This is a genomic window from Clostridium swellfunianum, assembly GCF_023656515.1.
GTDB classification, from domain to species: Bacteria; Bacillota; Clostridia; order Clostridiales; family Clostridiaceae; genus Clostridium_AT; species Clostridium_AT swellfunianum.
The window spans coordinates 2759447-2774143 of sequence record NZ_JAMOFV010000006.1; the positions used below are offsets into that span (position 1 = coordinate 2759447).

The 14697-nt window shown below is 34.2% G+C and carries 11 protein-coding genes and 2 tRNA genes; 3 read left to right on the forward strand and 10 right to left on the reverse strand.

The window, feature by feature from the left end; genetic code table 11:
- Window positions 1-10 precede the first annotated feature (10 nt).
- From NBE98_RS13205 to NBE98_RS13240, 8 genes are all read right to left on the reverse strand, one after another.
- The gene (locus tag NBE98_RS13205; protein WP_250815446.1) at window positions 11-1690 is read right to left on the reverse strand and encodes a methyl-accepting chemotaxis protein; all 1680 of its coding nucleotides are present in this window, start codon (window positions 1688-1690) and stop codon (window positions 11-13) included.
- 159 nt (window positions 1691-1849) lie between these two features.
- Window positions 1850-1942: transfer RNA gene (locus NBE98_RS13210), tRNA-Ser, on the reverse strand.
- Between the two features lie 78 nt (window positions 1943-2020).
- Window positions 2021-3361 (reverse strand): DUF4179 domain-containing protein, encoded by a 1341-nt coding sequence (locus NBE98_RS13215; protein ID WP_250815447.1) that lies wholly within the window; start codon window positions 3359-3361, stop codon window positions 2021-2023.
- Window positions 3354-3872: a sigma-70 family RNA polymerase sigma factor gene (locus NBE98_RS13220; protein WP_250815448.1), complete on the reverse strand. Its 519-nt coding sequence runs from the start codon at window positions 3870-3872 to the stop codon at window positions 3354-3356. The genes NBE98_RS13215 and NBE98_RS13220 overlap by 8 nt, the downstream gene beginning before the upstream one ends.
- 204 nt (window positions 3873-4076) lie before the next feature.
- Entirely contained in the window at window positions 4077-4517 is a 441-nt protein-coding gene (locus NBE98_RS13225; protein ID WP_250817575.1) for a nucleoside deaminase, read from the reverse strand.
- A gap of 99 nt (window positions 4518-4616) precedes the next feature.
- Window positions 4617-5213, reverse strand: coding sequence for a superoxide dismutase (locus NBE98_RS13230; RefSeq protein WP_250815449.1), 597 nt, complete (start codon window positions 5211-5213; stop codon window positions 4617-4619).
- Between the two features lie 61 nt (window positions 5214-5274).
- Window positions 5275-7245, reverse strand: coding sequence for an HD-GYP domain-containing protein (locus NBE98_RS13235; RefSeq protein WP_250815450.1), 1971 nt, complete (start codon window positions 7243-7245; stop codon window positions 5275-5277).
- 143 nt (window positions 7246-7388) lie between these two features.
- Window positions 7389-7465, reverse strand: a tRNA-Arg gene (locus NBE98_RS13240).
- Window positions 7466-7640: 175 nt separating this feature from the next.
- Here NBE98_RS13240 and NBE98_RS13245 point away from each other — a divergent pair.
- Window positions 7641-9029 (forward strand): oxaloacetate decarboxylase subunit alpha, encoded by a 1389-nt coding sequence (locus NBE98_RS13245; RefSeq protein ID WP_250815451.1) that lies wholly within the window; start codon window positions 7641-7643, stop codon window positions 9027-9029.
- Between the two features lie 11 nt (window positions 9030-9040).
- Here the strand turns inward: NBE98_RS13245 and NBE98_RS13250 are convergent, their stop codons facing one another.
- Window positions 9041-9898: a MurR/RpiR family transcriptional regulator gene (locus NBE98_RS13250; RefSeq protein ID WP_250815452.1), complete on the reverse strand. Its 858-nt coding sequence runs from the start codon at window positions 9896-9898 to the stop codon at window positions 9041-9043.
- A 224-nt stretch (window positions 9899-10122) separates the two neighbouring features.
- Here NBE98_RS13250 and proB point away from each other — a divergent pair, with 224 nt between their 5' ends.
- Window positions 10123-10938: a glutamate 5-kinase gene (gene proB, locus NBE98_RS13255; RefSeq protein WP_250815453.1), complete on the forward strand. Its 816-nt coding sequence runs from the start codon at window positions 10123-10125 to the stop codon at window positions 10936-10938.
- Between the two features lie 21 nt (window positions 10939-10959).
- Window positions 10960-12213: a glutamate-5-semialdehyde dehydrogenase gene (locus NBE98_RS13260; protein ID WP_250815454.1), complete on the forward strand. Its 1254-nt coding sequence runs from the start codon at window positions 10960-10962 to the stop codon at window positions 12211-12213.
- A 54-nt stretch (window positions 12214-12267) separates the two neighbouring features.
- Here the strand turns inward: NBE98_RS13260 and NBE98_RS13265 are convergent, their stop codons facing one another.
- Window positions 12268-14586 (reverse strand): YhgE/Pip domain-containing protein, encoded by a 2319-nt coding sequence (locus NBE98_RS13265; protein WP_250815455.1) that lies wholly within the window; start codon window positions 14584-14586, stop codon window positions 12268-12270.
- Window positions 14587-14697: the final 111 nt, after the last annotated feature.

Below are 14697 nucleotides of genomic sequence, written 5' to 3' on the forward strand. Positions count from 1 at the left end.
TTTAATTTAACTATATTTTAAACCTATCTACATTTTTATTAAGTCTTTCTGCCATAGCCTCAATATTCTCAGCAAGCTTTGACAGCTGTTCCATAGTAGCAACATGTTCCTGAACCGATGAAGATATTTGTTGTGTAGACGCTGAAATCTGCTCTGAAATAGCTGATACCTCTTGAACATTGCTAACTATAGTTTCTTCCTCAAGCACTACTCCCTTTAAATCTTCAAAAATATTTTTAAACTGAGAAGTGGTCTTGTGAACCTCGGATTGAATAGCTTTAAAGGCTGACATTGTATTATCTACTATATCAATCTGATTATCCATCTTAAAGGAAATATTCTCTGTAGTATTTGATACTCCCTTTACGCTTGAAAGTACTCCTGCAACTATTTGGTTTATACTCTTTGAAGAATTCATAACCTGCTCTGCAAGCTTTCTTATCTCATCTGCTACAACAGAGAATCCTCTGCCGGCTTCCCCTGCTCTTGCAGCTTCTATGGCAGCGTTTAATGCTAGAAGATTTGTCTGCTCTGCAACATTATTTATTACATTCATTATTTCACTAATCTTTTTAGCATCTTGATTTAGCATCTCTATGTTTGACACAGCCGCACCAAAAGAACTTCTGACATCTTCTATAGACTTAACTAAATCAGTAAGTTTCTCTGCTCCAATATCAGCTGACACTTCAATCTCTGAACCACTTTTCGTAGCATCCTTAACCTTTATTTGTATTTGTTCAAGTGTACTGCTAAAGTTTTCTAAAGATCTATTAACTTGACTAACATTATTATCTTGCTCTTCAATCCCTGCTGCAACTTCAATAATAGATTCTGAAACAATCCTGCTAGAGTTCTCCACATTTTCACTAGAATGTTTTAATGTAGCTGATATTCCCCCTAGCTCATCCATACCCTGTTTTGTTTCTTTAATCATTCCTTTTAGTACAAAAATTGATTCATTAAGGGCATTTGTAAGCTTTCTTGTTTCATCATTTGACTTACTTTCAAATTCTACTGTAAAGTCTCCTTTTTCAAATAAATCAAGCTTTTTTATTGTGTTTATTATTGGAGTAGTTATATTTTTAGATATAATTACTCCAATAATAACTGCAAGTGCCTGCACCGCTAAAGCAACAATAAGAACTTGTATAATACTTTTAGTAATCATGCTGTTCATTAGACCTAAGGAAATTCCAACACTTATAGTTCCAACCTGTTTATCTGCCTGAAAAAAAGAAGTAGATACATTATATACTTTTTCTCCACCATCCGTTTTAAAGGTATATCCATTAGACTTCCCTTGTTCTATGTTTTTTGTTGATTCACTGCTGCCCTGAGTAGAAGCAGAAGATACAGAATCAACATTTTCATCATTTGCTGCCTTAAATTCACTATCACTTGAAGCAACAACCTTTAGGTTTGTGTCTGCAAGTGTTATATACTTTATATTTCCATTGCCTTGTTCTTTAATTTCCTTTAATATTTTTGTGATGCCTTCCCTATCGTTTAAGTCATGCTTCCCTATTTCTCTGTTAATAACACTAACCAGATTAGCACCATCGTTCTTCATTTGACTTGTAACTGTTGTTCGCATTGCATAAAAAGAAACACCTATAAAAGTAAATGTACATATAGAGGTTAACATTACCATAGATGCTAGTATTTTTGTCTTTAATGATTTAAACATATTTATCCCCCGAAAGCTTTTAAAATAAGTGCGTTATAGAAATAACATATAATGTATATTTCGACGTTACTTTATAAACTCCTTTATTTCTAATAGGTATTTTTGTAGTATATTATTGGAAAACAAAAAAGTACTCCAAATTTGCTGGAGCACCTTCTTTGGCGGAGAGAAAGGGATTTGAACCCTTGGTACGGGTATGACCCGTACGGCTGATTTCGAGTCAGCTACCATAGACCTCTCGGACATCTCTCCATATTCTTTTATTTTATTATTTTACTAGATTTTAAGATAAAATGCAAGAAACAATAAAGGAGCCTAGGGCTCCTCTATCTATTTAATCCTTACTTCAAAATCACTGATTATTCTCTGTGGATAGTTATATAACTCTAAGAAGATTGGACCTTTAATATCGGAGTTATTGTCAATTATAAAATTTATGGTTTGTTCGTTAACGCTCTCGCTGTATGTCTCACAATGATTTTCATGGTAGGCCTTTCCATTAGAGTCTTTAAAGGTACCGCTGAAAATAAAGTAGCCCAGTTTTTCATCAAACAACTTATCTCTTTCAAGAGAGAATGTTATACGGGTTTCTGTTTCTCCTTTGTCTACTCTCATTAGCTTAAGCTTTTCGTCAGGAGCCTTTAAAAGCTTGCTACTTTCAATATCTACAACTACATTTGCTTTATCCTTGTCAACAGCCCTTACATTAGAGGCTTTTATATATAAGTGCTTTGGTGAATTAAAATAGTTGCTCTGGAAGTAAATTGTTTCGTGACTATCATTTTTCCTGCTGCCACTAACTCCATTTATGATAGTTCCCCATTGATTTCCCTTTTCATCAACAATTTTTATATCATCATAGCCAAGTACTTTCTTTGAGTTATTTTCATCATACTCAACCTCTACGGCAGCTCTTATTGGTGTAATCATCACCTTCTTAAAGGTTACTTTTTGGCCGTCTATATTAATTTGCTTATTTAAGCTATAGCTTTTTTCCATAGCCTCTATTTTTTTCTTATTTACAGGAATATCATAGGTCCAAATTCCATCTATCATGGTTTTCACCTTATTTATATCATCATAGGAATCCAGTTCTCTAAGCTTTATTTCAAGGTGAAGGTTATTTGGCAGTGTACCTTCCTCTATAAAACTTATTTCAATCTTATCTTCAACTTTTTTATTGCCGACTTTCTCATCAGGTCTGCTTACGCTCCAGCCTACACCTACAGGGAGCTCTTTTCCCTTCTCATCAATTAATTTTACTTCAGCAAGTTCAATAAACTTGCTGTCTTTATTATTTTCTATGGAATAAAAGATTAATGCTTTATATTTGTCTATTATCGTATCCTTAATGGTAAAGGTTATGCCTTCTTTAGTTATGGACGAGTTGATGTTTTGAATAAAATTGTTCTCTACAGCACTCTGCAGTCCTTTATCGTGATTTATCAGCCTAACCAAGTATTCAAGGCCGGGAATCTTAGTTACATAAGCTGCAAAAACAGGCGATGTTCTAATGAACACTGTAAATAAAAGCAATAAACATACCACCGCTGCATTTGCTGCAAACTTTGTCCTATTTACTTTCTTTTTCTTTATGCCAGAGGCGATTCCTTTTTTAATATAATCATCTAAATTATCTGGAACTACTATGCTATCTTCAGCATCAAACATTCAAATCACCATCCTTCTTAAAATAATTTCTCAAGCTATTAAGTCCACGGTGAAGCCAAGTTTTTACAGTTCCCTCGGGACAATCCAAGATGCTGGCTATGTCCTGGGTAGTCATGTCTTGAAAATATTTAAGAACTACTACTTCTTTATACCTTGAATCCAATTTATTTAAAGCTATTTCAATATCAAGCATATCATCTTCTGAAGTGCTGTTAATTGCCTCAATCTCTATAGTTAGCTCAGTTAACTTCTTATTTCTTTTAACTTCATCTATGCAGTAGTTTATTAGTATTTTAGTAACCCAGGTTTTAAAATACTTCGTTTGCTTTAACTTTTTAAGCTTTATAAAAGCTCTACAGGTAGTTTCTTGAACAGCTTCAAGTGCCTCCTGCTGACTTTCTAGATAACTATAAGCTATCTTATACAAGCTTTTGCTATATAAGGACATAAGCTTATAAAATGCTTCATTATCTCCACTTTGAGCTGCTATGACCAATTCTTCCTCGCTCATAACTTCCTCCCTAACAGTACGCTGCAATTTATGCATGGCTGTATTATTTGTTTTCTCTTTCGCCAATTAGACTTTGATTAACCCACTTTAGTTTCACAAAATATTATTTATTTTTAACTTATACTTTTACCTTAAAGCCTCTATATTTTTATATTGTTAAATTGTTATCTTCTTTTCTTCTTTTCTTCTTATCTTGTTTTCTTCTTATCTTCTTTTCTTGAAAAATTCTTTAAGAAGCCTGCTGCATCGTTCATCATACATCCACTCAAGCTGTGTCTTGTAATTAAGATGATAGTCATTAATTATATCTATAACGGAACCGCAGCCACCTGCAGTTGGGTCAAAGGTTCCTATATAAAGCCTGCTTATCCTTGCTTGGGAAATAGCTGAGGCACACATTGGACATGGCTCCAGTGTTACATACATTTTACAACCTGTAAGTCTCCAATTGTTTAAAGCCTCGCAAGCTTTTCTTATAGCTAAAATCTCTGCATGAGCAGAAGGATCCTTTAGAGTTTCCTTGAGGTTATGCGCCCTTGAAACTATTTTATTATCCTTTACTATAATTGCTCCCACTGGGACTTCTTTTAATTCTAATGCTCTGTTAGCTTCTTTTATGGCTTCATTCATATAAAATTCTTTCATAGCTTTACCTTTCCAATTCAAACTGCTTGTTAAAGTAATTATATCCAAAATAAAACACACCTAAAAGATAATTCTTTCAGGTGTGTTTTGCTTTGCTGCTTATTTCATTGAAGCTGCAAGTCTATTATTTACATCATCCCAATTTATTAAATTCCACCATGCATCAACAAAAGCTGCTCTCTTATTTTGATATTTCAAATAGTAAGCATGTTCCCAAACATCAACTATTAATAAAGGGCATACTTCCCATTGAGTTAGATTTTGATGCTTTTCAACTTGAAGTATAACTAGCTTTTGGAACATTTTATTCCAGCATAAAACTGTCCAGCCTGAACCTTCAACTGCTACTGCCGCTGCGCTAAACTGCTTTTTGAATGCATCATAGCTTCCAAAATCTTTGTTAATTTGATCGGCTATTTGCCCTGCAGCTTCTCCACCGCCGCCTTGCTTCATATTTTGCCAGAACATTGTATGAAGAATATGTCCTGCTCCATGGAAAGCATATTCTCTTTCCCAGTGCTTAATCAATGCATAATCACCTTTTTCTCTAGCTTCAGCTAATTTAGTTTCTGCATTGTTAAGTCCATCAACATAAGCTTTATGATGCATGTCATGATGAAGTCTAACGGTTTGTTCATCGTAATGTGGTTCCAAAGCATTATAAGCGTAAGGTAATTCAGGTAAAGTATAAGGCATAAAGATCTCTTCCTTTCGTTTTATAAATCTCACACCTTATATTTCCCTAAACCTAAACTAATTATAACAACGGCTTAGAATTAAATTCTATATACTTCTGTTTTATCTTATGTATATTTCTCATAAACACATTAACTAGTTCAGGATCAAAATGCTTTCCTTTACCATCTGTAATAATCTTAACTGAATCTTCAAAACTAAAAGGTTTTTTATAGGGCCTTTCACTTGTTAAGGCGTCAAATACATCTGCCATGGCTACTATTCTAGCGCTTACTGGAATAGCCTCTCCTTTCTTTCCATAGGGGTATCCGCTTCCATCCCATTTTTCATGGTGTCCTTCTGCTATTTCTATAGCCAATCTATATATGCTTCTTCCTTTTTTGTTTAGGTTATTCTCTGCCATTCTTAAAACCTTAGCTCCATAGGAAGCATGAGTTTTCATAATTTCAAATTCTTCTTCTGTAAGCTTGCCTGGCTTTAGTAAAATTTCATCCCTTATACCTACTTTTCCTATGTCGTGCAAAGGTGCAAACCTTTCAATATCATTTATGTAATCTATATCTATAAAGTCTTTATATTTTTCCTCTTCAGCTAAAAACTGAGCTAACATTCTCGAATATATCTTCATACGCTGCAGATGCTCTCCTGTTTCATTATCTCTCTCTTCAGTGAGCTTAGCTAACGCCATAGTGGAACTTATAATCATGTCTTCCATCAGAATATCCTTCTCTAGTGCAAGCACAATACTATTAGCAAGAGTTTTAAGAAATCTTACATGTTCTTTTCTATAAACATTTTTAGTATTGCTTGAGAAAAATATAATTCCTATAACTTCGTCATTTTTTCTAAGAGGAAATGTAATGGAAGCTCTTACTCCTTCTTCAAGTAAAATTCTATTATACTCTTTAAAAGGCTTGTCTTTTATATACTCCTCCAAATCATTTATAATTCTCTCTTCGCCCGTTTCAACAATTTTTTCAAGGCTTGTATTCTTTAAAGTAACTGTTTTTCCTAAAAGCTTTTGAGGCAAATTAGTATGAAATTTATCACAAGCAGCATAGGCAGCTGTTATATTTTTCTTATCATCATCTATCAATGCAACTCCAATATAGGTGTATGGAATATATTTTGAAAAATCTTTAAATATATAATTTAGCACATCTTTAAAAGGAATATTTCTATTTAAGTTTTCAATAAACAGTATCAAGCTATTTAACTGATCAAAAAGCATAGTTACTTCTGAGAAGGCCGGAAGAGATTCCTGACCTGCAGCCGTCATAAGAGGTTCCTGCTCTACTTTAATACCTAGAGTAGATACTCCCTTTGATAATTGGCTGATTGGTATAAACAAACTCTTATATGCTCTCTTAATGAACACCGCAAGGAATATAAGCATCAGAAGAGGTAAAATCATAAATAAATAATATATTATAGTAGCCCTTTTGTTATTATAGCTTAATACATTTTCCGTTACTTGATTGCTGTAATTTAAAAGAACTTCATTATTTTCATTTATGTATTTTACTGCATCTAAAAATTCAGTCGAATTATTTTGTTCTTTAATGACCTTATTTATTGCTTCCTTAAAACTCGTCCAAACTTTTTCCTGCTCATCTATTATTTTATTTAATTCATTAAAATTTCCTTTGAAACGTATACCTTTTCCATCTGCTTCAACATAACCCTTTTTGATATTGCTAAGCTGTTTATCATATTCGTTCATTGATAAGCTCAATTCATCTATAGTTTTTATAGTTCTGCTTTTAAGCTCATCTTTATCTATTTCATATAGAACTTGTCCATTTGTAATTGTTGTTAACTCATAAATTCTGCCTACATCCTTAGCCATCATTTGAGTAAGCATTCTCTGCTTTCCTAGAGTATTTATAAGATTATTGTTATTGTTTGTTTTGCTTAAATTTAAAAATAGTAAGATAAATATAGACATCATTACTGCAGCTATTATTGAAATTATCAGTTTAATATGCTGTTTGTAAAGCTCAGCAATTGATTTTTGATTTTGATGCTTCAATGTTATGCCCTCCTTAAACAGCGAGTACTCTAAAACACTAGTTTCGACAATATTATTATATAGCTAATAGGTATTCTTTGCTATTATAATTTCATTATTATATAAATAAAAAACTCTGTAGATTAATTAATCTACAGAGTTTTTGGTGTTCCCGGCGGGAATCGAACCCACGGCCTACCGCTTAGGAGGCGGTCGCTCTATCCTTCTGAGCTACGGAAACATATTAATATTACCATAACATTTTATTACAATATAAATTATGTGTCAATAGCCTTTAAAAAATGGATAAGAATCCATATTAATTACAAATACTAGTTTTAAAAATGATTATTTTGATATATGCTTTAATTAAAGGCTAATTGGCATAATATTCACAATATAACCAGGAGGTCGCTATGAAGAAAATTAATATAACTGAAACTGTGCTTAGAGATGCAAATCAGTCTCTTATTGCAACAAGACTTTCCTTTGACCTGTTTGCTCCAATACTTAAAGAGCTTGATGAAGTTGGCTATCATTCACTTGAATGCTGGGGCGGGGCTACCTTTGACTCCTGTATAAGATACTTGAACGAAGATCCTTGGGAAAGATTAAAAAAAATAAAAACCATAGTTAGAAAAACTCCGCTTCAAATGCTTTTAAGAGGTCAAAACCTTTTAGGCTATAAGCATTATCCAGATGATGTGGTTAGAAAATTTATTAAAATGGCTGTTTACTATGGTATGGATATAATAAGAATATTTGATGCTTTAAATGATTTTAGAAATATTGAAGTTGCTATGGAGGAAACAAAAAAACAAGGCGCTCATGCTCAAGGCTGCATTGTATATACAGTTAGCCCTATTCATGATATAGAAAGCTATATTAAGCTAGCAAAACAGCTTGAGAATATAGGTGCAGACTCCATATGCATAAAAGATATGGCTGGACTTATAATGCCTAGAATTGCCTATAATTTAGTTAAGAGTATAAAGGAAGTTGTAAACGTGCCTGTAATCTTGCATTCTCATTCAACAAACGGCATAGCAGAAATGTCTTATTTAAAGGCTGCTGAAGCTGGAGTAGATGGAATAGACTGCGCAATATCTTCTTTCTCAAGTGGAACCTCACAGCCTCCAACAGAATCTATGCACTATGTCTTAGAAGATATGGACTTTAATACTGGTCTTCAGGCTTCCAAGCTAAAAGCTGTTAATGACTTTTTTAAGCCTATAAGAGATGATTTTTCCAAGTCAGGAGTCTTAGATTCAAAGGTATTAACTCCACAGCCTGAGGCTTTAACCTATCAAATTCCTGGTGGAATGCTCTCTAATATGATATCTCAACTTAAGAATCAAAATGCTATAGATAAACTTGATGCTGTATTAAACGAAGTCCCACGAGTTAGAGAAGACTTAGGCTATCCCCCATTGGTTACCCCAATGAGTCAAATGGTGGGTACTCAAGCTACAGTAAATATTCTTACAGGGGAACGGTACAAAATGATTCTTAAGGAAGTTAAGGCTTACTGTAAAGGTGAATATGGAAAAGCACCTGGAAGAATAAATGAAGAACTACTAGAAAAAGCACTAGGAAATGAAAAACCTATAACTATAAGATTTGCGGATACCTTAGAACCTGCTTTTGATAAAGCGAAAGAACATTTGAAGGATACAACTACTCATGATGAGGATGTACTTTCCTACCTTCTCTTCCCTCAAATAGCAGAAGACTTTATAAAAAATAAAAATATGCATCCAACAACTGAGCATGCAAGAAGAGAATACAAAAGCCAGCCTATATAGGCCGGCTTTTTCTAAATGCTCTTTTTTTCTCTAGTGGCTTTTCTAGTTCTGTTAAGATGCTTTTTAATCTTGTCAAAATCCTTACTAGCAACACCAGTAAATAATATATCTATAACGTTAAGCTGAGCTATTCTAGAGGACATCGCACCGCTTCTTATGCTTATTTCTGGTGCTGATACAAAAAGATTAATATCGCAGAAATCACTTATAGTACTCTGACCAAACTTTGTTATACTGATAGTTGTAGCTCCCGATTCCTTTGCAACACTTATGGATTCATAAGTATCCTTTGTTTCACCTGAATATGAAACAGCAATTGCCACATCGCCCTTATTAAGGTTCGCCGCTGAAACTATTTGAACATGAGGATCTGGATAAGCTAATGCTACTTTATTAATTCTTGAGAACTTCTGAGCAGCATCAAGTGCAATTATATGAGAAGCTCCCACACCGTAAAACTCTATTCTATCAGCTTTCGATATAGCCTCAACAGCTTCTTCTATAGCTTTATAGGATATTATCTCTAACGTATTTTCTATGGACTTTTTATTGTTATAGCTTATATTTTGAATTATGGATTTTAAATCGTCACCTGGCTCAACATCCGTATATTGCTCACCCTCATCATCTCTTGCCATGAAAGCAATATCTCTTGTGATACTTATTTTAAAATCCTTGTAGCCTTTAAAATCTAAAAGCTTACACAGCCTAACAACAGTAGCTTCACTAGAACCACTCTTTTCTGCCAATTCTCCTATAGACAGGTGGGATATGTCTGATGGATTGTCTACAATATACTGTGCCACCTTTTTTTCCGATGGATTTAAGTCCTGGATAATCTCTTTTATTTTTATTAAGCTTCCAGCCATAATTTATCCTCTCTCGCTTCCTTATACTTATATAAATATTATAAATTATTTGACGATAAATACAAGGAAAATCTAAGGAGACATCCTAAACTACGACGAATTTAGACAGATTATGCATTCTAAACCTGAAATATTTATTTGATAAACTTGCATTTTGTGTATAAAATTAATGTAATAAAGTGCTTATGATATAGATAGACTTCAGTTTAGGAGGCTTTAATTACATGAATTATAGAAAAAAGTATTTAGAAGAGACTAAGAGAATAGTTGTAAAGGTTGGTACATCGACTTTGACTCACTCAAGTGGTCTATTAAATTTATCTCGTATTGAAGAGCTTGTTAGGCAGCTAGCAGACTTGCACAATCAAAATTATGAGGTAATATTAGTGACTTCTGGGGCAGTTGGGGCAGGTATGGGCAAGCTTGGACTTAAGACGAAGCCAAAGACTATACCAGAAAAACAGGCAGCTGCAGCGGTAGGTCAGGGAATTCTTTTGCATATGTATGAGAAGCTATTTTCAGAATACGGAAAAACAGTGGCACAAATGCTTTTAACAAAGGCGGATTTTTCTAATAAACATAGAGCCTCTAATGCTAAAAACACCTTTCTTGCCTTATTAAACCTGGGGGTTATCCCTATAGTAAATGAAAATGATGCTGTTGTAGTAGATGAAATAAAGGTAGGAGATAATGATACTTTATCTGCCTTGGTAGCAAGCTTGATAGAAGCCGATTTATTAATATTGCTTTCAGATATTGATGGTTTATATAACGATAATCCTAATATAAATCCTAATGCCTCCCTTATACCATTTGTAGATCATATTAATGCTGAAATTGAAAAGACTGCAAGCGGTGCAGGTACAAAGCTTGGAACTGGTGGTATGACTACAAAGCTTTCTGCTTCAAAAATAGCTACTTCGGCAGGAACAGCAATGGTGATTGCAAACGGATCAAAAAAAGGAATACTTCAAGACATAGTAAACTGCAGCGAAGTGGGCACGCTATTTAGGCCTAATGACAATTTTGAAAAAATTTAATTAATAGGAGTGTTATACGGTATGGATAATAAAGCTTATATTGAGGAAAAGGGAAAAAGATCAAAAGAAGCAGCAAGAACACTTGGAAATACAGCTACAAATATAAAAAATAAAGCTTTGAATATGATGGCAGAAGCACTTATTCAAAATGTTTCATTTATTTTAAATGAAAATAAAAAGGATATGGAGACTGGACAAGATAAGGGCTTATCAAGAGCTATGCTTGACAGGCTTTTACTAAATGAAAAAAGAATTGCTGATATGGCTGAAGGATTAAGGCAAATTGCAGCTCTTCCAGATCCTATTGGTGAAGTCACCAAAGGTTTTCAAAGACCTAACGGACTTAGAATAAACCAAGTAAGAGTTCCTTTTGGAGTAATAGGCATTATTTATGAGGCTAGACCTAATGTAACTGTTGATGCTGCCGGTCTTTGCATCAAGTCTGGAAATGCTGTGCTGCTGCGTGGCGGCTCTGAAGCATTAAATTCCAATAAGGCTATTGCAGAAATAATAGCAAAGGCTGGAGATGCTGCTGGTTTGCCTGAAAACAGTATTCAGTATATAGATATAAAAGACAGAGAAGCTGTGAACATAATGTTGAAGCTAAATTCTTATATTGATGTGCTTATTCCACGAGGTGGAGCAGGATTAATTAGGAATGTAGTACAAAATGCTACAGTTCCAGTTATAGAAACAGGTGTAGGCAATTGTCATGTATATGTAGATTCCGATGCTGATTTAAGCATGGCTGAAGATATTATAATAAATGCAAAAACACAAAGACCTGCTGTATGCAATGCTATGGAGACTTTACTTGTTCATAAAGATTGCTATAAGGAACTTTTAGAAAAATTGGCTCCCAAATTGGTATCTCTAGGTGTTGAAATAAGAGGATGTGAAAAAACTCAGGCTTTAATTAAAGCTGCAGTACCAGCCAGTAAAGAGGATTGGTCCACAGAATTTTTAGATTTAATTCTTGCTGTAAAAATAGTAGACTCTTTAGATGAGGCAATAGAACACATATATAAATATGGAACTAAGCATTCAGAAGCAATTATAACAAATAATTATTTTAACTCGCAAAGATTCTTAAAGGAGATTGATGCAGCTGCAGTATATGTAAATGCCTCTACAAGATTTACAGATGGCTTTGAATTCGGCTTTGGAGGAGAGATAGGTATAAGTACTCAAAAGCTTCATGCCAGAGGACCAATGGGATTGGAGCAGCTTACAAGCATAAAATATATGATTTACGGAGAAGGTCAAGTTAGGTAAATTAATAATATAAATATAAAAAGAGGGTGCCTATTTTCTAGACACCCTCTTAAATTATGCTGTTATTTCATTTTTTCTTTGTCTAATTCTTTCTTTAACTCTGTCTGCATGTCCCTTCATTAATACAGAAAATACTAAGAAAGCTGCCATTATTGCTGCAAGTGTTGCTGAATCTTTTGCAAACACATTATAGTCTAAGCCTGAAATTACTTCTCTTAAACCTGATACAGCATAAGTAAATGGCATAAGTGGATTTATTACCTTAAAGAAAGTTGGCACTACTTCTAGTGGGAAAGTACCTGCACAAGCTGTAAGCTGAAGTATTAATAATACTATAGCTAAAAGTCTTCCTGCATCACCCATTAAGAATATCAAGCTTTGTATTATAGCTATGAATACAAAGGATAATAAAATATTAAATAAGAAGTATAGAACCACGTTATCTGGCGTTAAGCCTAAAACTAAAACTATTGAGCTTGCTAGAACGGCTTGTATTATACCTATAATACCATAGGATAGGAATTTACCAAGTACTACCGAAGCCGAACTTGCATTGATATCTGAATCTACATCTTCTTTTATTACGAAGAACATCATTAAAGCCCCAACCCACAAAGATAGTGGGATAAAGTATGGTGTAAAGCCTGAGCCGTAGTTTTTAACTGCGTACATTGGCTTTTCATCTATTGTCAAAGGCTGTGAAACAAAGTCTCCCATAGTTTTGCTGTCATTTAATAAATTTTTATTTATCTTGTCATAACCTTCTTGAAGCTTATCACTTAGTTCTTGTGAACCATCACTTAATTTATTAACTCCGTCTTCAAGCTGTGGTATATTGCTCTTTAGTGTATTTAGTCCGTCATTTAACTGAACTCCACCATCTTGAAGCTTTGTCATTCCACCAAGCAGGGTGTCTTTTGAGCTAGTTTGTTTTTGTGCAATATTCTTAACCTCTTCAGGCTTTGCTATAGCATTTTTTAATTTAGATGAACCATCTTTTATTTGCACAAGTCCATTGCTTAAATCTGAAGACCCAGCATAAAGCTTTCCAACTCCAGCTTCTAATGTTGGAATTTTGCTGTTTAAAGCATTCAAGCCTTCTGTCATTTGTCCAACACCAGCAACTACACTCTTTTGGTTTTTGCTTCCTACATTTACTGCAGCATTTAAAGCCTTAACACCATCAGCTAAGCCTGTCTTTGGTTCAACTACTTTATTATAAAGCATCGCTGTTCCTGTTTTTAGGCTTATGTTGGTTTGACTGTCTGTATTTACAGCTGCATTTAATTGAGGAATAATTGCTATTATTTGTGATAAAGCATAATCCTTTTGTTGTTGAGTTGGTGCATTATTGTATAACAATACTAGCTTGTTTAATGCATCTACTGTACTTGAAATCCTAGTCACACCAGAGTTTATAGAAGTTATTCCTTGCACTAAGCTTGGATGCTGAGCATCACCTGTATTAACAGCATTATTAAGCTGATTTAAACCTGCTCCTACTTGATTAAGTCCAGCGTTCAAATCACTTGAACCTTTATAAAGCTGTGAAATTCCAGCTTTAAGCTCTGGAACTTGACCGTTTAACTGTCCTAGACCTTCATTTAACTGTGAAGCTCCATCCTTTGCTTTAGCTAAAGCTGAGTCTAGTTCATTTGCTCCATAGTATAGCTGTACAGTTCCTTCTTTAGCAGTAGTTAAGCCATCCTTTAAATCTCCTGAACCATCAGCAAGTTTATTAACTCCATCCTTTAACTCTGGAACTTTATCCTTAAGCCGACCCATTCCATCATAAAGCTCTTTGCTGCCATCAGCAGCTTTTTGCATTCCGTCTTTAACTTCATAAAGACTGTCAAAGGTTACCTTAGTATATTCATCAACAATGTTTTTAGTTAGTTCTGCTTTTAGTTCAGCCAAAACATTTTTATTTATCTGTGCTGCAAGAAAATTCTTTTTCTCATTTGCGGAGTATAGAATACTAGGCGGTTGTGGTTTTCCATCCTTTGCACTAATTACCTTAGCTGAAAAATCCTCTGGAACTACAAATATAGCATAATAGCCACCTTTGTCTTTAAGCCCTCTTTCAGCTTCTTCCTTGGACACAAACTTCCAACCTACCTTATCATTATCCTTTAGTTTATCCACTAAGTCCTTCCCGTAGTTTACGGCCTCCCCGTCCTTTTCTGTTCCCTTGTCCGTATTAACTACTGCAACTGAAAGGTCCTGCAGACGGTTATATGGGTCCCAGAAAGCATATAGGTAGAGCAGACTGTATAAAAGAGGAACTATAATAATTGCTACGACCGATACTCTAATAAATCGATTCTTAAATATACTTGATATATCTCTTCCTGCTACTTTGAAAAAATTCATCGTACTATCTCCCCTCTCTGAATAATTTTAAACTGACTGTTCAGTTTATACTGACCAGTCAGTTATAGTTATAACTCTTTTTTCTTTTTATGTCAATAGGATTAATCTCAT

Bases quoted from the DNA above. Each gene is read 5' to 3' on its own strand.
- NBE98_RS13230 (WP_250815449.1), bottom strand. From the start codon at position 5,213: ATGCCTTATACTTTACCTGAATTACCTTACGCTTATAATGCTTTGGAA.
- proB (WP_250815453.1), top strand. From the start codon at position 10,123: ATGAATTATAGAAAAAAGTATTTAGAAGAGACTAAGAGAATAGTTGTA.
- NBE98_RS13265 (WP_250815455.1), bottom strand. From the start codon at position 14,586: ATGAATTTTTTCAAAGTAGCAGGAAGAGATATATCAAGTATATTTAAG.
- NBE98_RS13205 (WP_250815446.1), bottom strand. From the start codon at position 1,690: ATGTTTAAATCATTAAAGACAAAAATACTAGCATCTATGGTAATGTTA.
- NBE98_RS13220 (WP_250815448.1), bottom strand. From the start codon at position 3,872: ATGAGCGAGGAAGAATTGGTCATAGCAGCTCAAAGTGGAGATAATGAA.
- NBE98_RS13250 (WP_250815452.1), bottom strand. From the start codon at position 9,898: ATGGCTGGAAGCTTAATAAAAATAAAAGAGATTATCCAGGACTTAAAT.
- NBE98_RS13215 (WP_250815447.1), bottom strand. From the start codon at position 3,361: ATGTTTGATGCTGAAGATAGCATAGTAGTTCCAGATAATTTAGATGAT.
- NBE98_RS13225 (WP_250817575.1), bottom strand. From the start codon at position 4,517: ATGAAAGAATTTTATATGAATGAAGCCATAAAAGAAGCTAACAGAGCA.
- NBE98_RS13260 (WP_250815454.1), top strand. From the start codon at position 10,960: ATGGATAATAAAGCTTATATTGAGGAAAAGGGAAAAAGATCAAAAGAA.
- NBE98_RS13245 (WP_250815451.1), top strand. From the start codon at position 7,641: ATGAAGAAAATTAATATAACTGAAACTGTGCTTAGAGATGCAAATCAG.